The organism is Curtobacterium sp. BRB10 (assembly GCF_031844325.1).
Taxonomy (GTDB): domain Bacteria; phylum Actinomycetota; class Actinomycetes; order Actinomycetales; family Microbacteriaceae; genus Curtobacterium; species Curtobacterium poinsettiae_A.
In genome coordinates this window covers 511,300-529,582 of the sequence record NZ_JAUZVA010000003.1, presented here as the reverse complement: position 1 = coordinate 529,582, position 18,283 = coordinate 511,300, and the positions used below count along the sequence as shown (strand labels likewise).

The window sequence follows — 18,283 nt, the reverse complement described above, 5'->3', positions numbered from 1 at the left end:
CACCGATGGGGATCCAGGAGATCGCGACCGTCACGGGGCTGTCGAAGTCCACGGTGTCGCGGGCGCTCCGCGGCATGTCGACCGTGGCCGACACCACGATCGAGCAGGTGCGGCGGGTCGCCGACGAACTCGGGTACGTCCCGAGCTCGGCGGCGGCCGGCCTCGCCACCGGTCGGCAGCGCGCCGTCGGGGTGGTCGTGCCCGTCATCGATCGCTGGTTCTACGTCAAGGCGCTCGGCGGTGTCGACGCGGAGCTCCGCCAGGCCGGGTACGACCTGGTCCTCTACAACCTCGGCGGCCCGGGCGGCGACCGCGACCGGGCGTTCCGACGATCGATGCTGCGGCACCGGGTCGACGGCCTCGTGCTGCTCTCCCTGGTGCTCGACGCCACCGAACGGGCCGAACTCGAACTCAGCCGGCACCCCATCGTCGTCATCGGCGGCCCGGCACCGGGCCTGCGGAACGTGGGCGTCGACGACCGCGAGGTCACCCGGATCGCGGTCGAGCACCTGCGCGGCCTCGGCCACCGGCGCATCGCCTACGTCGGCGGGCAGGACGAGGCCGGCATGAACGTCGCCGTGCCGCACCTGCGGCGGGACGGGTTCCTCGACGCCGTGCGGTCGTCGGGACAGGCCGTACCGGAACGGTGGTCGCTCGACGGCCGGTTCTCGTTCGCCGGCGGGACCGCCGCCGGGGCCGTGCTGTTCGCAGAACCCGCGTCGGAACGACCGACGGCGGTGCTCTGCGCCTCGGACGAGATGGCGCTCGGTGTCCTGCTGGCCGCACGCCGAGCCGGCCTCGCGGTCCCGGAGGACGTGTCCGTGATGGGGATCGACGGCCACGAGTACGGCGCCACCGTCGGACTCACCACCGTCGTGCAGGACCCGGTGGCACAGGGACGGACCGCTGCACGGGCGGTGCTCGCCGAGGTCGACGGCGGTGTCGCCGGCCCGATCGCGGCGGCACCCGCGCACCTCGTCGTCCGCGCGACCACGGGCCCCCGCCCGCATGGTGCCGCGTAGGGTCGCCCGCATGGAGGTCACCAAACTCGAACACGCCTGCCAGGTCATCACCGAGGGGGACGCCCGCCTGGTCCTCGACCCGGGGAACTTCACCCGATCGGTCGACGCGACCGGGGTCGTCGCCGTCGTCGTCACCCACGAGCACCCGGACCACGTCACCCCCGAGCAGGTCCGCCGGATCCTCGACGCGAACCCCGGTGCCGTCGTCATCGGACCGGAGGGGGTCCGCGCGGCGCTGGCCGAGGCGGACATCCCCGTCGACGTCGTCACGGACGGCGACCACCGGACGGTCGGCCCCTTCGCACTCAGCTTCCACGGCACGCGGCACCAGCTGATCCACACCTCGGTGCCGATCGTCGACAACACCGGCGTGCTCGTGAACGGCCGGCTGTTCCACCCGGGCGACTCTTACACGGACCCGGGCGTCCCGGTCGAGGTCCTCGCGGCACCGGTCGGGGCGCCGTGGCTCAAGGTCGCCGAGATGATGGACTACGTCGCCGCGATCGCGCCGTCCCGAGCGTACCCGATCCACGAGGCCACCCTGTCCGAGGTCGGCCTCGGCATGCACACGGGGCGGCTCCGCGAGGCCGTCGAGCCTGCCGGGTCGCTCGTCGTGCTGCGCCCGGGGGAGTCGCTGACGCTCTAGGGCTGCGCTGCGCCGCGCTGCGCTGCGCGGCCTCGAGGCCCGTGGCGGCGCCGCCACGGGCCTCCTGTCCGCATCGTGTGCAGGAACGGTCGAGTCCGTGCGCCCGAGGCGACCGTCTCTGCTCACGAAGCGCGACGCAGTCGCGCTGCGACCAGGCGGTCGAGCGTCAGGGCGTCCCACGGAGCGTGCCGCTCGGCGTCGTTGTCGAAGTACACGTAGACGTCACGGCCGGCCTCGGCGTGCTCGAGGACCGTCGTCGCCCACCCGCCGAGCGCCCGGGGCGAGTACCCGTCGTGGTAGGTCCGGGGTGCACCGTGCAGCCGGAGGTACGCGAGCGGTGCCCCGGTGTCCGCCCGCAAGCGGGGGAAGTCGCCGGCGTGCGAGTCGACCAGGGCGACGCGGTGCCGGCGGAGCACGTCGAGGTGCTCGTCGCCGAAGCCGGCTGCCCGGACCTCGAGCGCGTGGTGGATCGACCTCGCCGGTTCCTCCGGCTCCACGAGACCGTCCGGTTCGGCGTGGACCTTGTCGTCGTGGTGGCGTGCGAGCCCGGCGGCCGCACCGTGCGTCCGGGGGAGCACCCCGAGGAACGCGTCGAGCACCTCCGGCGTCGGCAGCAGGCGCGCGGGCAGCTGCCAGAGCACGGGCCCGAGGGTGTCCCCGAGCTCCAGCGGACCCGAGGCGAAGAAGTTCGCCAGCGCGGTCTCGACGTTCCGCAGCCGGAGCATGTGCGTGACGTACCGGCCGCCCTTGACCGCGAACCGGAACGGCTGCCCACCCGAGGCCGCACGCCACGCCCGGTAGCGCGCCGGACGCTGCAGCGAGTAGAAGGATCCGTTCAGCTCCACCGTCGGGAACCGCGACGCCACGTGCTCGAGCCACCGCCGCTTCGCGAGGCCCTCGGGGTAGAAGTCCCCGCGCCAGCCGTCGTACTGCCACCCGGACAGGCCGATCCGGACCGTGGCCGAGGGGCTGCCGCCGACGTGTCGAGGCGCTGCGATCGCGTCGTGGTCCGCCGTCATCGATCCACCGTATGCCTGCTCCGACATGGCGGCACACCCGGGCGACACGCCCCGTTTTGGTGCGGATGCGAGCCTTGTGCAATACTTGTCGAGTTGTCGGAACGGCCCCATCGTATAGCGGCCTAGTACGCTGCCCTCTCACGGCGGTAACGCGGGTTCGAATCCCGCTGGGGTCACCACAGGTGACATGCTCCGAGTCCGACAACAGCCGCGGCCCCATCGTATAGCGGCCTAGTACGCTGCCCTCTCACGGCGGTAACGCGGGTTCGAATCCCGCTGGGGTCACCAGCATACGAAACCCCCGTCCAGCTCCGGCTCGGCGGGGGTTTCGTCGTCTCGGCTAGCCTGGATCGTCCCCGTGGACCGGGGAACGATCGCCTCGCGACGGGAGCACGATGCACGCCGAACGCCCACCGCACCTGCGCTGGAGGCTCGTCGCCCTGGTCGCCCTCGGCGGCGCGATCGGCACGGCCGTCCGCGCACTCCTCGCCACGGCGTTCCCCGCCCACGACGGGATCAGCTGGACCATCCTCGGGATCAACGTCGTCGGGGCGTTCTGCCTCGGCTTCCTGCTCGACGCACTCGCCCGACGGGGCCCGGACGTCGGTCGTCGTCGCGCGGTCCGGCTGTTCGTCGGCACCGGTGTGCTCGGCGGCTTCACGACCTACAGCACGCTCGCGGACGACACCGCGCAGCTGCTCGACCTCGGGCGCTTGACGGCGGGCACCGGGTACGCGCTGCTGTCGGTCGTGCTCGGACTCGTCGCGGTCGTCCTCGGTCTGGGGGTCGCCGCGGCCACCCGGCCCCGCTCCCGCCCCGAACCCCTGCAGGATGCCCGATGACCCCGGTGGAACTGGTCCTGGTCGCGGTCGGCGGGGGAGCCGGTGCCGCCCTGCGTTTCGTGCTCGACGGGCTCGTCAAGGGCCGCGTCGCCCGTTCGCGGTTCGCCGGGTTCCCGGTCGGGACCCTGCTCATCAACGTGTCCGGTTCGCTCGTGCTCGGTGTCCTGACGGGCCTCGGGCAGGCCGGCACCATCCCCGCCTCGACGGTCGCTGTGCTCGGGACGGGCATGATGGGTGGGTACACGACGTTCTCGACGGCGAGCGTCGAGACCGTACAGCTCCTCCGATCCGGCAAGACCCGGCTCGCCGTCCTGAACGGCCTCGGGATGCTCGTCGTCTCGGTCGGCGCAGCTGCGCTCGGCCTCTGGATCGGAAGGAACTCATGACCTCGGAACGCCCCGGCGAACTCGTCCTCGTCCGTCACGGAGAGACGGAGTGGTCGAAGAGCGGGCAGCACACCGGCCGGACCGACATCCCGCTCACCGACAACGGCGTCGAACAGGCGAAGCGCGCGGGCCGGTACCTCGGGGACCGGTCGTTCGCGCTGGCGCTGTCGAGCCCGCTGCAGCGCGCTCGTGACACCGCGCACCTGATCGGCGTCGAGCCGGAGCTCGACGAGGACCTGTACGAGTGGGACTACGGCGCTTACGAGGGACTCACCACCCCGCAGATCAAGGTGCTGCGCCACGGTCCGTGGGACCTCTGGACCGACGGGGTCCCCGCCGGCGAGACCCCCGGTGAGAACGCCGCCGAGGTCCGGGTCCGCGTCGAGCGCATCCTGAACCGTGCCCGTCCGGTGCTCGCCGAGGGCCACGACGCGGTGTTCATCGCCCACGGGCACGTGCTGCGGGCGCTCGGCGCCGCCTGGATCCGGCTCGCGCCACAGGACGGCGCCGTGCTGAAGCTCGGAACCGCCTCGGTCAGCATCCTCGGCTACGAGCACGGCCGCCCCGTCATCGACGCCTGGAACATCCAGCCGCGCGACTGACGCGCTGGTGGGTCGTGCGGGCTCGCGAAAGCGACAGACCCGCGGCACGCGGTGTCGTCCCTTCCGCGAGGGCGACAGATCCCCGCGGATGTTCCGCAGCGATCTGTCGCTTCCGCAGGACGTGCGGTGGTCGCGACCACGGACGGACGGGAGGCCCGTGGCGGCGCCGCCACGGGCCTCCCGTCCGCCGTCCGCGCCCGTTCCTTCCCCTGTCACGCGCGATGGCGAGTGGAATCGGGCGTTCCTGGTCGAAACGAACGACAAGGTACGCCCGGTTCGACCAGGTGCGCCCGGTTCGACCCGGTACGCCCGGAACGACCAGGTGCGCCCGTTTCGACCGGGGGCGTCAGACGGTCCGGATGGCGCTCGTCGCACCGAGGGCACGGCCACGCCGGCGCTCGATCGCACGCCCGACGAGCAGCAGCCCCACGCTGACCACGGCACCGAGCACGGTCTGCGCGACGCGGTCGAGCGCCAGCAGCTGGGGTGCCTCCGGCAGGCTCAACCACGACACCGCCAGGGCGAGCGGGGTGAGGAACAGCAGGCACACGGCGTAGTTCCGGGCGACGAAGATCTCGGCGAAGAACTGCCCGACGACGGCCAGCACGACGATCCACCACGCCGACGGCTCGAGCAGCAGGATGCCGACCGCGATGACCGTGCCGCCGATCGTGCCGACCACACGCTGCCCGGCGCGGACCACGGTGTGCCGCTGGCGGATCGCCGGCAGGGTCGACACCACCGCGATGACCGCCCAGTACGGGTGCCCGAGCCCGGGGATCGACTCCGCGACGGCCCCGGCGACGAGTGACCCGACGATGTTGAGCGCGACGGTCTCCCACAGCGCCGGCGTCCGCAGGACCGCGAGTGAGCGGTGCTTGCGGTCGGCCAGCGGGCGGAACCGGTGCGGGGCATGCGGGTGGAACACCCGGCGGAGCACCGCACCGGACATCGCGACGAGCCAGGCCCAGGCGACCGAGCAGACGATGATCGTGGTGACGAGCGGGACGTCGGCCGGGCGCATCGGCACGAGTGCGGACACGACGAACGCGAACACCGGGAAGATCGGCTGCGCGGGGATCGCCCGGAGCGCGGAGAGGGTGCAGACCGCGACCACCAGGACGACGACGAGACCCACGGCCTGCAGCCAGAGCGGCGACCCGAGGAGCCCGACCCCGATGCCGGCGAACATGCAGAGCGCCTGCAGCACACCCGCGACGCCGGTGGTGACGGCACGCTGCCGGTAGGGCTCGGTCGCACCGAAGATGGCGGTGAACCCGGCGAACATGGCGAAGGCGGCGTACCCCGGCACACCGAGGGCGATGAGCAGCGCGAGCGGTGCGCCACCGGCGATCGCGGCGCGTGCCGCGCCCTCGAGGTTGATGGTCCGGGTCGAGTGCGCAGGTGTCGTCATGTCGTCACCATCTTCCCACCGCGACAGGTGTCGGGGCGTCGCCACGGGCCTCCAAGCCGGGTCGCGCCGGGGTGCCGCGCGTTGGTATACCAATGGTAGAGTCGCCTGATCGGGCCGCGGTCGCGGCGCAACGACGAGGACGAGGAGGGCTGAGCTCATGGGAAAGACGCTCGCCGAGAAGGTGTGGGACGACCACGTCGTGGTCAAGGGCGAGGACGGCAACCCCGACCTGCTCTACATCGACCTCCACCTCGTGCACGAGGTGACGAGTCCGCAGGCGTTCGACGGCCTGCGGCAGGCCGGGCGACCGGTGCGTCGCCTCGACCTGACGATCGCGACCGAGGACCACAACACCCCGACGCTCGCGATCGACCGCCCCATCGCTGACCCGACGAGCCGGATCCAGATCGAGACCCTCCGTCGCAACTGCGAGGAGTTCGGTGTCCGGCTGCACTCCCTGGGCGACAAGGAGCAGGGCATCGTCCACGTCGTCGGTCCGCAGCTCGGCCTGACCATGCCCGGCATCACCGTCGTCTGCGGCGACTCGCACACCAGCACCCACGGGGCCTTCGGCGCGATGGCGTTCGGCATCGGCACGTCGGAGGTCGAGCACGTCCTCGCCACGCAGACCCTGCCGCTCAAGCCGTTCAAGACGATGGCGATCACGGTCGAGGGCACGCTGCGCCCGGGGGTGACGGCGAAGGACATCATCCTCGCCGTGATCGCGAAGATCGGCACCGGCGGCGGACAGGGCTACGTGCTCGAGTACCGCGGCTCCGCGATCCGCGCGCTCTCGATGGAGGGCCGCATGACGATCTGCAACATGTCGATCGAGGCCGGTGCCCGCGCCGGCATGGTCGCCCCCGACCAGACCACCTACGACTACGTGCAGGGCCGCGACCACGCGCCCACCGGCCAGGACTGGGACGACGCCGTCGCGTACTGGGACACCCTGGCGACCGACGACGACGCCGTGTTCGACGCCGAGGTGTTCATCGACGCGGACGAGCTCGAGCCCTTCGTCACCTGGGGCACGAACCCGGGCCAGGGCGTCTCGCTGTCCGAGAGCGTGCCGGACCCAGCCGCCTACAGCGACCCCAACGACCAGGCCGCCGCACGCCGCGCCTTGGAGTACATGGACATCGCAGCCGGCACCCCGATGAAGGACATCGCCGTCGACGCGGTGTTCATGGGGTCCTGCACCAACTCGCGCATCGAGGACCTGCGGGCCTTCGCATCGATCATCAACGGCCGCAAGAAGGCTGACGGCGTCCGGGTCATGGTGGTGCCGGGGTCCGCTCGGGTCCGGCTCGAGGCCGAGGCCGAGGGGCTCGACAAGGTGTTCACCGAGTTCGGTGCCGAGTGGCGGTTCGCCGGCTGCTCGATGTGCCTGGGGATGAACCCGGACCAGCTGGCACCGGGGGAGCGCTGCGCGAGCACCTCGAACCGCAACTTCGAGGGTCGCCAGGGCAAGGGCGGCCGCACCCACCTGGTGTCGCCGCTCGTCGCCGCGGCCACCGCGGTGCGCGGCACGCTGTCCAGCCCGTGGGACCTGGCGACCGACGACGAGATCGCGGCAGCGACGGCCGCCGCCGCCACCGAGGGGACCTTCTGATGGACAAGATCACCACCGTCTCCGGCATCGCCGCACCGCTCAAGCGGTCGAACGTCGACACCGACCAGATCATCCCGGCCGTCTACCTGAAGCGCGTCACGAAGACCGGCTTCGAGGACGCCCTGTTCGCCGGGTGGCGGCAGGACCCCGACTTCGTGCTGAACCAGGAGCGCTACCAGGGTGCCCGTGTGCTCGTCGCAGGCCCCGACTTCGGCACCGGTTCGTCCCGCGAGCACGCCGTGTGGGCGCTCCGTGACTTCGGCTTCACCGTGGTCGTCTCGCCCCGTTTCGCGGACATCTTCAAGGGCAACGCTGGCAAGCAGGGCCTGGTCACGGCGATCGTGACCGAACCGGAGGTCGAGCGCCTGTGGGCCGCCATCGAGGCGAACCCGGGCATCGAGGCGACGGTCGACCTCGTGACGCAGCGCGTGTCGCTGGGGGATGTGGACGTCCCCTTCGAGATCGACGCTTACACTCGTTGGCGGTTGATGGAAGGGCTCGACGACATCGGGCTCACCCTCCGTGACGAGACCTCGATCACGGAGTTCGAATCCCGCCGCTCCAGTTGGCGGCCGAAGACATTGCCGGTGAAGTAGTGAACTCTCTCGTACAGGACGCAGCGGCCGCAGGGGCGCGCGTGGGCCTCAAGTCGGACGAGATCGTCATCCGCGGGGGCAAGCCGCTCGTGGGGCGCATCGAGGTCCGTGGGGCGAAGAACCTCGCGACCAAGGCCATGGTGGCGTCGCTGCTCGGTGACACCCCGTCGATCCTCCGTGACGTGCCGGACATCTCCGACGTCAAGGTGGTCCGCGGGCTGCTCGAGGTGCACGGCGTGCGCATCACCGATCCTGCACGAGGCGAACTCATCCTCGACCCGTCGCGGGTCGAGTCGGCGCACTTCGCCGAGATCGACGCGCACGCCGGTTCGAGCCGCATCCCGATCCTGTTCTGCGGTCCGCTGCTGCACAAGCTCGGCGAGGCGTTCATCCCCGACCTCGGCGGCTGCCGCATCGGCGACCGTCCGATCGACTTCCACCTCGACGCCCTGCGTGCCATGGGTGCGGTCGTCGACAAGCAGGTCAACGGCATCCACCTGACGGCCCCGGACGGCCTGAAGGGCGCCTCGATCGAGCTGCCGTACCCGAGCGTCGGCGCCACCGAGCAGGTCCTGCTCTCGGCGACCCTCGCGAAGGGCGTCACCGAGCTGCGGAACGCCGCGATCGAGCCCGAGATCATGGACCTCATCGCGATCCTGCAGAAGATGGGCGCCATCGTCTCCGTCGAGCCGAACCGCGTCATCTTCATCGAGGGCGTCGAGTCGCTCCGCGGCTACACGCACCGCGCGATCAACGACCGCAACGAGGCCGCGAGCTGGGCGTCCGCCGCGCTCGCCACGAACGGCGACATCTTCGTCGAGGGCGCGAACCAGCAGGAGCTCATGACGTTCCTCAACGTCTTCCGCAAGGTCGGCGGCGGGTTCGACATCCAGGAGGACGGCATCCGGTTCTACCGCGAGCTGGACACCCTGAAGCCCGTCGTCATCGAGACCGACGTGCACCCCGGCTTCATGACGGACTGGCAGCAGCCGCTCGTCGTCGCGCTGACCCAGGCCGAGGGCCAGAGCATCGTGCACGAGACCGTCTACGAGAACCGCTTCGGCTTCACCGACGCGCTGAACGAGATGGGTGCCGACATCGTCGTGCACAAGGAGGGGCTGCCCGGGCACGACCGCCGTGTCGCCCGCCGCCCGTTCGAGCAGGCCGCCGTCATCACCGGTCCGACGAAGCTGCACGCCGCCAACGTGCGCGTCCCCGACCTGCGCGGCGGGTTCAGCCACCTCATCGCGGCGCTGACCGCCGACGGCGAGTCGCACATCACCAACGTCGGCATCATCAGCCGCGGCTACGAGCACTTCATCCCGAAGCTGCGCAAGCTCGGCGCCGACTTCGACTTCGCTGGGTAGGCACAGTGCCGGCAGAAGCAAGCGGCGACGGTCTGGAGGCCCGTGGCGGCTCCGACGCGCAGGTCGCGACCGGCCTCCCCGTGCGTGGGCGCCGGTGGCGCCGCGGCGAGCTGAACACCGCGTTCCGGATCGTCGCCTCGATCGTCATCCCGACGTTCCGGTTCTCGGCGCGGTACCACTGGCACGGCCCCAACCGGCTGCCGGCCGAGGGTGCCTTCGTGCTCGCACCGAACCACTTCACGAACATCGACCCCCTGGTCGTGGGCACCGCCGTGTACATCTCGAAGCGGGCGCCGCGGTTCCTGGCGAAGGCGTCCCTGTTCACGGTCCCCGTGGTCGGCAAGCTCATGTCCGGCATGGGACAGATCCCGGTCGAACGCTCCGGCCGGACGCGCCTGAGCGACCCGCTCGGGGGTGGCCGGTCCCTGGTCGAGCAGGGCGGTGCGATCATCGTCTACCCCGAGGGGACGCTCACCCGCGACCCCGACCTGTGGCCGATGCGCGGCAAGACGGGCGCGGTGCGGATCGCACTCGAGAACGACGTGCCGCTCATCCCGATGGCCCACTGGGGCACGCAGAACATCATGGCGCGGTACGGCAAGAAGCTCCGGCTGTTCCCGCCGTCCCGCGTCGACGTGATCATCGGTGACCCGGTCGACCTGTCGGCGTACCGCGGTCGGCAGATCGACCAGCAGATGCTCGGCGAGGCCACCGAACTCGTCATGCGCGAGATCACCACGCTGCTCGAGGTGCTCCGCGGCGAACGGGCACCCGCGACCCGCTGGGATCCGGCGGCGAACAACCAGAAGGAGACCGGCCGGTTTGAGTGACCTCCGACCCCACGACGACCGACCCGACCCCGCCGCCGCGGCTCCGGGGGCCTTCGACACCGCCGCGATCCGGGTGGTCATGCAGTCGACCGACAAGCCCCGGGTGGCCGTGATCGGTGCCGGCAGCTGGGGCACCACGTTCGCGAAGGTGCTGGCCGAGGGCGGAGCGTCCACCGTGGTGTGGGCCCGTCGCCCCGAGGTCGCCCGCGAGATCACCGAGACCAAGCGCAACTCGGACTACCTGCCCGGCATCAACCTGCCTCGCACCCTGACCGCGTCGACGTCACTCGAGCGCGTGCTCGACGGCGCCTCGCAGGTGTACGTCTCGGTGCCCTCGCAGACCCTGCGCTCGAACCTCGCCGCGATCCGCGAGCTGCTGCCCGCTGACGTGCCGGTCGTCAGCCTGATGAAGGGCGTCGAGAAGAGCACGGGCCTGCGCATGAGCGAGGTCCTGCTGCAGGGGCTCGGCATCGACCAGGACCGCATCGCGGTGGCCAGTGGACCGAACCTCGCGCTCGAGATCGCCCGTCGGCAGCCGACCGCCGCCGTGGTGTCGTCGTCGTCGCTGGCGACCGCCACCGACGTCGCCGCCGTCGCGACGAACCCGTACTTCCGGTCGTTCATCAACACGGACGTCATCGGCACCGAGTTCGGCGGCGTGCTGAAGAACCTGATCGCCGTCGCGATCGGCATCGTCGACGGCGTCGGCTACGGCGAGAACACCAAGGCCTCGATCATCACGCGCGGCCTCGCCGAGATGACCGACTTCGCGGTGTCGCTCGGCGCGCAGTCGTCCACGCTGTCCGGGCTCGCGGGCCTCGGCGACCTCATCGCCACGTGCCAGTCGCCGCTGTCGCGGAACAACACCGCCGGACGGCTGCTCGGCCAGGGCTACCGGTTCGACGAGGTCGTCCGCCAGATGAACCAGACGGCGGAGGGGCTGGCCTCGGTCGCCCCGATCCTCGAGCTGGCCGCGGCGAACGGGGTCGACATGCCCATCGTCAGCCAGGTCGGTGAGGTCCTCGCCGGTAGGCTCGATCCGCGCAACATCGCGCCGCACCTCACCGAGACCGACGAGCCGCAGGGCGAGTGACCGGTCCCGCACCGAGTCACGAAGGGACTCCCGTGCCCACGATCCCCGAGGGAACCCCCATGCCCAGGACCACCGTCGCCGTGCTCTTCGGCGGTCGCTCGAGCGAACACGAGATCAGCTGCGTGACCGCCGGCGGCATCATGGACGTCGTCGACCGGGCCGAGTACGACCTCGTGCCGATCGGGATCACCCGGGAGGGTGCCTTCACGCTGCAGTCGGACGACCCGGCGCAGTGGACCATCCGTGACGGCGCGCTGCCGACGGTGCCCGACAACGGCACGCGGATCGCGTTCCCGACCTCGCCGGCCACCAACGAACTCGTCGTGTCCCACCCCGACGGCACGGTCACGGCGATCCCGGTCGACGTGGTGTTCCCGATCCTGCACGGCCCCTTCGGCGAGGACGGCACGATCCAGGGCCTGCTCGAGATCGCCGGGCTGCCGTACGTCGGCGACGGCGTGCTCGCGAGCGCCCTGGCGATGGACAAGCACGTCGCCAAGGCCGTGCTCGAGCACGCCGGGCTCCGGGTCGCACCGTGGACCACGGTGCTGCGCCGGCAGTGGGCGGCCGATCCGGTGGACGTCGCCGAGACGATCGCCGCCCACGGCTGGCCGCTGTTCGTCAAGCCTGCCCGCGCCGGGTCGAGCATGGGCGTCTCGCGCGTCGACGAGCCCGCGCAGCTGGGTGCCGCGATGGACCTGGCGTTCGAGCACGACTCCAAGGTGATCGTCGAGCCCCGCGTGGTCGGCCGCGAGGTCGAGGTCGCCGTGCTCGAGGGTCGTGACGGCGTGCCGCGCACGAGCCTGCCGGGCGAGATCGTCGTGGCCGAGGACGGCTTCTACGACTTCGCCTCGAAGTACCTGGGCGGCGACGAGTCGCTGCTCTGCCCGGCGCCGCTGACCGACGACCAGACCGATGAGATCCGCTCCATCGGTGCCCGCGCGTTCGAGGCAATCGGTGGCTCGGGGCTCGCTCGTGTCGACTGCTTCCTGACCGACGACGGCTTCGTCGTGAACGAGGTCAACACGATGCCGGGCTTCACACCGCTGTCGATGTACCCGCGTTGCTGGGCGGCGTCGGGGGTGTCCTACGGCGAGCTGATCACCGAGCTCATCGAACTGGGTCGCGCCGCCGTTCGCTGACCAGCCTGCGCTGTCGGGTCGGCGCGCGAGCGTCAGCCGTGCGCTGACCGGGTCGGCGCGCGAGCGTCAGCCCTGCACGTCAGCAGGGTCGAGGCATTCGTGTCCGTCCTTCGGCAGTGACGACACGGCGTCGGACAGCTCCTGCACGACCGAGGACGTGGTCTTCGTCGAGTCGACCACCACCTGCGCCGCCGGTGACCGACCGAACGTCGTGTAGACGACCTGGTCGCCCCGGTCGTCGCGGATCCAGTCGACGCCGCCCTGCGAGAAGCACGGCAGGTCGGACACGGTGGGGACGGCGACACCGCAGTGGTAGATCGCCACCTCGGGGTCGCCCCAGGCAGCGGTCGCCTGCGCGTTCGTGTTCCGCAGGTCGAACTTCGAGTCCACGGTCGCGGGCAGCCGGACCTGCACGGCCGCACACGCCGCGGCGTTCGCCGACGGGGCCGGGGACATCGACACGGCGTTCGTGCACCCGGTCAACCCGGCGGCGAGGGTGATCACGGCCCCCAGGATCGCGAGGGTGCGAGGGGTGCGGCGCGCGGTGTCCATCGCCGTCCAGGCTACCGTTCTCGTGTGGATGCGACGGACGATGCCTGGGCCGGACCGACGGTGGGGGAGCTCGGCGAACTCGTCGTCCTCGACCGGATCACGAGCCGTCTGCCCGCGGGGACGCCGCTCCTCGGTCCCGGTGACGACTGCGCCGTCGTCGCCGCTCCCGACGGGCGGTTCGTCGTGACGACGGACATGATGGTGCACGGTCCGGACTTCCGGTGGGCGTGGTCGTCGCCGACGGACATCGGCTGGAAAGCGGCCGCCACGAACCTCTCCGACGTCGCCGCGATGGGTGCCGTGCCGAGCGGCCTCGTGATCGCCCTCGCCGCACCGCAGGACACCCCCGTGGCCGTCCTCGAGGGCATCGCCGAGGGCTTCCGACTCGCCGTCGACGCACTCGCGCCGGGGTGCGGGGTCGTCGGGGGAGACCTCTCCACCTCGGCGACGTTCACCGTGGCCGTCACCGCCTTCGGTGACCTGCTGGGCCGCGCCCCCGTGCTGCGGTCGGGCGCGGGCGTCGGTGACGTGCTCGCGGTGTCCGGCGAGCTGGGACGTGCCGCGCGCGGGCTGTCCCGGCTGTTCCACGACGGCGTCGACGACCGGGGCGAGCCGGACCGCGTCGCGACGGTCGCGAGCGGTGCGGACGTCGACCCCGACGTCGGACGGCAGCGCCGACCGGTGCCCCCGATCGCCGACGGGCCGCTCGCGGCCGCGGCCGGGGCCACCGCGATGCTCGACCTGTCCGACGGGCTGGCGATCGACGCCGGTCGGCTCGCCCGTGCCAGCCGGGTGACGCTCGAACTCGATGCCGCCACCGACCTCGACGAGGTCGCACTGCACGGTGGCGAAGACCACGGACTGCTCGCCACGTTCCCGGCCGACACGATCCTGCCCGGGGGCTTCCGGCGCATCGGTGCCGTGCGGGAGCGTGGCGACGCGGACCTGCTGCGTGCCGGGTCGCCGGTGCCGACGACCGGCTGGGACCCCTACGCGGACTGGGACGGCGCCACCGGTTGACCCGGCTGGCCGGCTGCGTCAGCCGGCAGCGACCGCCTCCCACGCGACGGTCTCGCCGTAGCTGCGCTTGCTGAAGGGCGCGAGCCCGGCCGGCCAGGTGGGCTCGGGGGAGCGCTTGCTCCGCTCGACCACCACGACGGCATCCGGCGTCAGCTTCGGCGCCAGGGCCTCGAGCACCTCGGCGAGCTCGTGCTCGGTGACGTCGTAGGGCGGGTCGATGAACACCAGGTCGAAGGTGCGGACGGTCCCGCGCAGGTACCCGAGCACCGGCTGCGGCTGCACGTCGATCCGGACGCCAGGCACCCGCTGCTGCACGGCCTTCGCGTTCGCCCGGCAGGCCTGCGCGGCGGCGGATGCCCGGTCGACCAGGACCACCTCGGCCGCACCGCGGGACGCTGCCTCGAGCCCGAGCGCGCCCGTCCCCGCGTACAGGTCGGCCACCGACGTGGCCTCGACGAGTCCCCGTGCCTCGAGCGACGAGAACAGCGCCTCGCGCACGCGGTCGCTCGTCGGGCGGGTGCCGGACTTCGGCACCCGGAGCGTCAGGGAGCCGGCGGCGCCGGCGATGATGCGGGTCATGCAGCCACCGTATCGGCCCGGCGGGTCCGGTCCGGTGTTCTCCACAGGCCGCTCGGGAGGCGCGGGTGGGGTCGGTCGTGCCCGGTACCGTTGGAGCGTGGTCACCTCCGGAACCCCCGCTGCGCCGGCCGCGCCCGACCTCGGTCCGGCGCCGCTCGACGCGCGGCTCGCGAACGTGCTCGGCGGTCGGACGGCGACCGCGATCGAGAAGGCCTTCGGCTACCGCACGGTGGGGGAGTTCCTCGAGCACGCGCCCCGCCGCTACGCCGAGCGTGGTGCGCTGACGGCCCTCGACTCGCTCGCGATCGGCGAACCCGTCACCATCGTGGCCGAGGTCGTCGACGTCCGTGAACGCACCATGCGCGCGCGCCGCGGTTCGATCCTCGAAGCGAAGATCGGCGACGGCAAGGGCCTGCTCACGCTCACGTTCTTCAACCAGGTGTGGCGCACGAAGGACCTCGTCCCCGGCGCCCGGGGCATCTTCTCCGGCAAGGTCAGCGACTACCGCGGTGCCCGGCAGCTCGCCCACCCCGACTACGAGCTGTTCGACCGCGACGACCCCCGCGCCACGGCCGAGCCCGGTTCCGACGAGGCGATCCGGTGGTCGCGCCAGCCGATCCCGATCTACCCGGCCACGGCCTCGCTCACGTCGTGGCAGATCGCGAAGTCCATCGGGATCGTCCTCGACACCCTGCCGGACCTGCCCGACCCGGTGCCGGCGTCCGCGCGGTCCCGGTTCGACCTCGTGCCGTTCCGCCGTGCCCTCGAGCTCCTGCACCGCCCCGAGAAGGTCGCGGACTTCAAGCGCGCGCAGGACGCTCTGCGCTACCGCGAGGCGTTCGTGCTGCAGACCGCCCTGGTGCAGCGCCGGATCGCGGCCCGTCGGACCGCTGCCACTCCGCGTGTGGCGGCCTCGGGTGGCATCCTCGAGCGCTTCGACGCCACCCTGCCCTTCACGTTGACGGACGACCAGCGGGCCGTCGGGGCCGACATCGACCAGGACCTCGCCCGTACCTGGCCCATGCACCGGCTGATCCAGGGCGAGGTCGGGTCCGGCAAGACCCTCGTGGCGATCCGGGCGATGCTCACGGTGGCCGAGTCCGGCGGCCAGTCCGCGCTCATCGCCCCGACGGAGGTGCTGGCGGCGCAGCACCTCCGCTCCATCGTGAAGTTCCTCGGGCCGGACCTGGCCGCCGAGCTCCGACCGGTGATCCTGACCGGGTCGCAGTCGACCGACGAACGTCGCCGTGCCCTGCTCGCCGCGGCGTCTGGCAGCTCACGGCTGGTCGTCGGCACCCACGCGCTCCTGGGCGACCGGGTGGACTTCGCCGAGCTGGGGCTCGTGGTGGTCGACGAGCAGCACCGCTTCGGTGTCGAGCAGCGCGAGGCCCTCCGCACCAAGGGCACGACCCCGCCCCACGTGCTCGTGCTCACCGCGACGCCGATCCCGCGCACCGTCGCGATGACGGTGTTCGGCGACCTCGACGTCTCGACCATCACGGGCATGCCGTCGGGGCGCGCCGGCGTCGAGACCTTCACGGTCCCGCTGGCGGAGCACCCGGGCTGGGAACCCCGGATCTGGTCGCGCATGGCAGAAGAACTGGCCAAGGGCCGCCAGGCGTTCGTCGTCTGCCCGGCCATCGACGACGCCCACACCGAGGACGACGGCGAGCCGGAGCCGGCCGAGGGCGAGGACGACGCCCCGAAGCGTGCCCCGGCGACCGTGCTCGCCACCGCCGAGCGGATGCGCACCATGCCCGTGCTCGAAGGGCGCTCGATCGCGGTCCTGCACGGCCGGATGACCGCCGACGAGAAGGACCGCGTCATGACGTCCTTCGCCGCCGGCGACCTCGACGTGGTCGTCGCGACGACCGTGATCGAGGTCGGCGTCGACGTGCCGAACGCGGCGATGATGGCCGTCCTCGACGCCGACCGGTTCGGGGTCTCGCAGCTCCACCAGCTCCGCGGCCGCATCGGTCGTGGGCAGTGGGCCGGTGTCTGCCTGCTCGTCACCTCGGCCGAGCTTGAGACCACCTCGCGCGAGCGCGTCGACGCGGTGGCCGCCTCGGACGACGGGTTCGAACTCGCCCGGGTCGACCTCGAGCTCCGACGCGAGGGCGACGTCCTGGGCGAACGGCAGTCCGGTGGGCGGTCCTCGCTCAACCTGCTCCGGGTGGTCGAGCACGCCGATCTCATCGTCGACGCGCGCGAGGAAGCGGAGCGTGTGCTCGAACCCGATCCCGAGCTCGAGGGGTCCCCGGCCCTCCGAGACGCCCTCGCCCGGCGTCTCGACGAGTCGGACGCGGCGTTCCTCGGCAAGAACTGACCCCGGGGCACGGCGTCGCGGGCGGTATCGTCGCTGCCATGGCGCAGATCGCGGTGGTCCCCGGTTCGTTCGACCCCGTCACCCTCGGGCACCTCGACGTCATCGGCCGCGCGGCCGGGCTCTTCGACGAGGTGCACGTCCTCGTGGTGCACAACCCCGACAAGAAGCCGGCGATGTTCGAGGCGGTCGATCGGGTGCGGCTCATCCGCGACTCGCTCGTCGAGGTCGGCGCGCCGGAGACGGTCACGGTGGGCGAGTGGACGTCCGGGCTGCTGGTGGACTACTGCCGGCAGGTCGGCGCGAAGGTCCTGGTGAAGGGCGTGCGGTCCGGCGAGGACGTCGCGTACGAGACCCCGATGGCGATCATGAACCGCCACCTGGCCGACGTCGAGACGGTGTTCCTGCTGCCGGAGGCGTCTCGGGCGCACGTGTCGAGCTCGCTGATCCGCCAGGTGTCCTCCCTCGGCGGCGACGTCACGCCCTACGTGCCGAAGACGGTCGCCGACGCGCTCGCGGCCCGCTGAGCACGCCCGCCCAGCCGGCCCAGCTCGCGCACCGAGCCCACCGCGTCCGGACACGCCTGTCGCCACCTCGACTCTCGGCCCCGATCGCGCTAGGCTCGTCGATCGTGTCTTCCCCCGTGAACAGCCCCTACGCCCTGCGCGTGCGCGACCTCGCGCACCGGCCGGGCGAGATGCGCGAGCACTCGCTCGACATCGAGGTGCCCGACGCGATGGGGGCCGGTCTGATCGGCGTCCGACAGGGTGCCGAACTGCACATCGACGTCAAACTCGAAGGCCTGCACGAGGGTGTCCTCGTGTCCGGACACGCTTCGGCCGACGCCACGGGGGAGTGCTCGCGCTGCCTCATCGACATCAGCGAACCGATCGAGGTCGATTTCGCCGAGCTGTTCGCGTATGATGCCTCGGAGGATTTCGACTTCTTCGTTCGCGATGACCACGTGGACACCGAACAGGTCGTTCGAGATGCGGTGGTGCTGTCGCTGCCGTTCCAGCCGGTCTGCCGACCGGACTGCCCAGGACTCGACCCGGTGACGGGTGAGCGTCTGGCCGACCTCGGCGAGCAGCCCGCTCGCCAGGTGCTGGATCCTCGTTGGGCAGCGCTCAGCGCGATCGAGCTCGACGACAGCACCGACGGTGACACCACCGCACCGAAGACCACCGAGGGCGAGGAGCGGGCCGAGACCGAGTAGGTCCCGACACCGCCAGCCC

The 18,283-nt window shown here is 71.8% G+C and carries 19 protein-coding genes and 2 tRNA genes; 17 read left to right on the top strand and 4 right to left on the bottom strand.

From position 1 onward, the window contains the following. Nucleotides 1–5: 5 nt before the first annotated feature. Together Q9R26_RS09350 and Q9R26_RS09345 are read left to right on the top strand one after the other, a co-directional pair. Nucleotides 6–1,022 (top strand): LacI family DNA-binding transcriptional regulator, encoded by a 1,017-nt coding sequence (locus Q9R26_RS09350; protein ID WP_311227110.1) that lies wholly within the window; start codon nucleotides 6–8, stop codon nucleotides 1,020–1,022. 10 nt (nucleotides 1,023–1,032) lie between these two features. Then, nucleotides 1,033–1,668 carry an MBL fold metallo-hydrolase gene (locus Q9R26_RS09345; protein ID WP_311227109.1) on the top strand — a complete coding sequence of 212 codons (636 nt, stop codon included), beginning with the start codon at nucleotides 1,033–1,035 and terminating at the stop codon, nucleotides 1,666–1,668. 122 nt (nucleotides 1,669–1,790) lie between these two features. Here Q9R26_RS09345 and Q9R26_RS09340 read toward each other — a convergent pair whose 3' ends face one another. Then, entirely contained in the window at nucleotides 1,791–2,687 is an 897-nt protein-coding gene (locus tag Q9R26_RS09340; RefSeq protein ID WP_311227108.1) for a DUF72 domain-containing protein, read from the bottom strand. Between the two features lie 103 nt (nucleotides 2,688–2,790). Between Q9R26_RS09340 and Q9R26_RS09335 the strand changes: the two genes are divergently transcribed. The 5 genes from Q9R26_RS09335 to Q9R26_RS09315 all read left to right on the top strand — a co-directional run bounded on the left by Q9R26_RS09335 (nucleotide 2,791) and on the right by Q9R26_RS09315 (nucleotide 4,517). Beyond that, a tRNA-Glu gene (locus Q9R26_RS09335) sits at nucleotides 2,791–2,866 on the top strand. A 33-nt stretch (nucleotides 2,867–2,899) separates the two neighbouring features. Further along, nucleotides 2,900–2,975, top strand: a tRNA-Glu gene (locus Q9R26_RS09330). Between the two features lie 107 nt (nucleotides 2,976–3,082). Further along, nucleotides 3,083–3,529 carry a CrcB family protein gene (locus Q9R26_RS09325; RefSeq protein WP_311227107.1) on the top strand — a complete coding sequence of 149 codons (447 nt, stop codon included), beginning with the start codon at nucleotides 3,083–3,085 and terminating at the stop codon, nucleotides 3,527–3,529. Beyond that, nucleotides 3,526–3,915 (top strand): fluoride efflux transporter CrcB, encoded by a 390-nt coding sequence (gene crcB / locus Q9R26_RS09320; protein ID WP_259578188.1) that lies wholly within the window; start codon nucleotides 3,526–3,528, stop codon nucleotides 3,913–3,915. Before Q9R26_RS09325 ends, crcB begins: the two co-directional genes overlap by 4 nt. Continuing rightward, the gene (locus tag Q9R26_RS09315) at nucleotides 3,912–4,517 is read left to right on the top strand and encodes a histidine phosphatase family protein (protein WP_111093386.1); all 606 of its coding nucleotides are present in this window, start codon (nucleotides 3,912–3,914) and stop codon (nucleotides 4,515–4,517) included. The genes crcB and Q9R26_RS09315 overlap by 4 nt, the downstream gene beginning before the upstream one ends. Nucleotides 4,518–4,863: 346 nt before the next feature. On the opposite strand, the gene Q9R26_RS09310 is transcribed toward Q9R26_RS09315, so the two are convergent. Continuing rightward, nucleotides 4,864–5,931: an FUSC family protein gene (locus Q9R26_RS09310; protein WP_311227106.1), complete on the bottom strand. Its 1,068-nt coding sequence runs from the start codon at nucleotides 5,929–5,931 to the stop codon at nucleotides 4,864–4,866. Between the two features lie 157 nt (nucleotides 5,932–6,088). On the opposite strand from Q9R26_RS09310, the gene leuC reads away from it, so the two are divergent. The 6 genes from leuC (at nucleotide 6,089) to Q9R26_RS09280 (ending at nucleotide 12,574) form a co-directional block, all read left to right on the top strand. Further along, complete coding sequence (gene leuC, locus Q9R26_RS09305) at nucleotides 6,089–7,546, top strand: 3-isopropylmalate dehydratase large subunit (protein ID WP_311227105.1); 1,458 nt, start codon at nucleotides 6,089–6,091, stop codon at nucleotides 7,544–7,546. Next, nucleotides 7,546–8,142, top strand: a complete 597-nt coding sequence (leuD, locus tag Q9R26_RS09300; protein ID WP_110859117.1) for a 3-isopropylmalate dehydratase small subunit — start codon at nucleotides 7,546–7,548, stop codon at nucleotides 8,140–8,142. The genes leuC and leuD overlap by 1 nt, the downstream gene beginning before the upstream one ends. After that, on the top strand, nucleotides 8,142–9,509 hold the full coding sequence (gene murA, locus Q9R26_RS09295) for a UDP-N-acetylglucosamine 1-carboxyvinyltransferase (RefSeq protein ID WP_071244875.1): 1,368 nt from the start codon (nucleotides 8,142–8,144) through the stop codon (nucleotides 9,507–9,509). The genes leuD and murA overlap by 1 nt, the downstream gene beginning before the upstream one ends. Nucleotides 9,510–9,514: 5 nt before the next feature. Further along, nucleotides 9,515–10,339: a lysophospholipid acyltransferase family protein gene (locus tag Q9R26_RS09290; RefSeq protein ID WP_311227104.1), complete on the top strand. Its 825-nt coding sequence runs from the start codon at nucleotides 9,515–9,517 to the stop codon at nucleotides 10,337–10,339. A gap of 79 nt (nucleotides 10,340–10,418) precedes the next feature. Beyond that, on the top strand, nucleotides 10,419–11,432 hold the full coding sequence (locus Q9R26_RS09285; protein WP_182065633.1) for an NAD(P)H-dependent glycerol-3-phosphate dehydrogenase: 1,014 nt from the start codon (nucleotides 10,419–10,421) through the stop codon (nucleotides 11,430–11,432). 59 nt (nucleotides 11,433–11,491) lie between these two features. Next, nucleotides 11,492–12,574 (top strand): D-alanine--D-alanine ligase family protein, encoded by a 1,083-nt coding sequence (locus Q9R26_RS09280; protein WP_311227103.1) that lies wholly within the window; start codon nucleotides 11,492–11,494, stop codon nucleotides 12,572–12,574. Nucleotides 12,575–12,640: 66 nt separating this feature from the next. Here Q9R26_RS09280 and Q9R26_RS09275 read toward each other — a convergent pair whose 3' ends face one another. Beyond that, a complete protein-coding gene (locus Q9R26_RS09275) occupies nucleotides 12,641–13,126 on the bottom strand; it encodes a DUF3515 family protein (protein ID WP_182065586.1) in 486 nt (161 codons plus the stop codon). A 24-nt stretch (nucleotides 13,127–13,150) separates the two neighbouring features. On the opposite strand from Q9R26_RS09275, the gene thiL reads away from it, so the two are divergent. Further along, complete coding sequence (thiL, locus tag Q9R26_RS09270; RefSeq protein ID WP_262138442.1) at nucleotides 13,151–14,146, top strand: thiamine-phosphate kinase; 996 nt, start codon at nucleotides 13,151–13,153, stop codon at nucleotides 14,144–14,146. An 18-nt stretch (nucleotides 14,147–14,164) separates the two neighbouring features. Here thiL and Q9R26_RS09265 read toward each other — a convergent pair whose 3' ends face one another. After that, nucleotides 14,165–14,725, bottom strand: coding sequence for an RsmD family RNA methyltransferase (locus Q9R26_RS09265; protein ID WP_027465899.1), 561 nt, complete (start codon nucleotides 14,723–14,725; stop codon nucleotides 14,165–14,167). Nucleotides 14,726–14,822: 97 nt separating this feature from the next. Here Q9R26_RS09265 and Q9R26_RS09260 point away from each other — a divergent pair, with 97 nt between their 5' ends. The 3 genes from Q9R26_RS09260 to Q9R26_RS09250 all read left to right on the top strand — a co-directional run bounded on the left by Q9R26_RS09260 (nucleotide 14,823) and on the right by Q9R26_RS09250 (nucleotide 18,264). After that, nucleotides 14,823–17,051 carry an ATP-dependent DNA helicase RecG gene (locus tag Q9R26_RS09260; RefSeq protein ID WP_311227102.1) on the top strand — a complete coding sequence of 743 codons (2,229 nt, stop codon included), beginning with the start codon at nucleotides 14,823–14,825 and terminating at the stop codon, nucleotides 17,049–17,051. 38 nt (nucleotides 17,052–17,089) lie between these two features. Next, nucleotides 17,090–17,575, top strand: a complete 486-nt coding sequence (coaD, locus tag Q9R26_RS09255) for a pantetheine-phosphate adenylyltransferase (protein ID WP_110894839.1) — start codon at nucleotides 17,090–17,092, stop codon at nucleotides 17,573–17,575. Nucleotides 17,576–17,691: 116 nt separating this feature from the next. Continuing rightward, complete coding sequence (locus Q9R26_RS09250) at nucleotides 17,692–18,264, top strand: DUF177 domain-containing protein (protein WP_071405664.1); 573 nt, start codon at nucleotides 17,692–17,694, stop codon at nucleotides 18,262–18,264. Nucleotides 18,265–18,283: the final 19 nt, after the last annotated feature.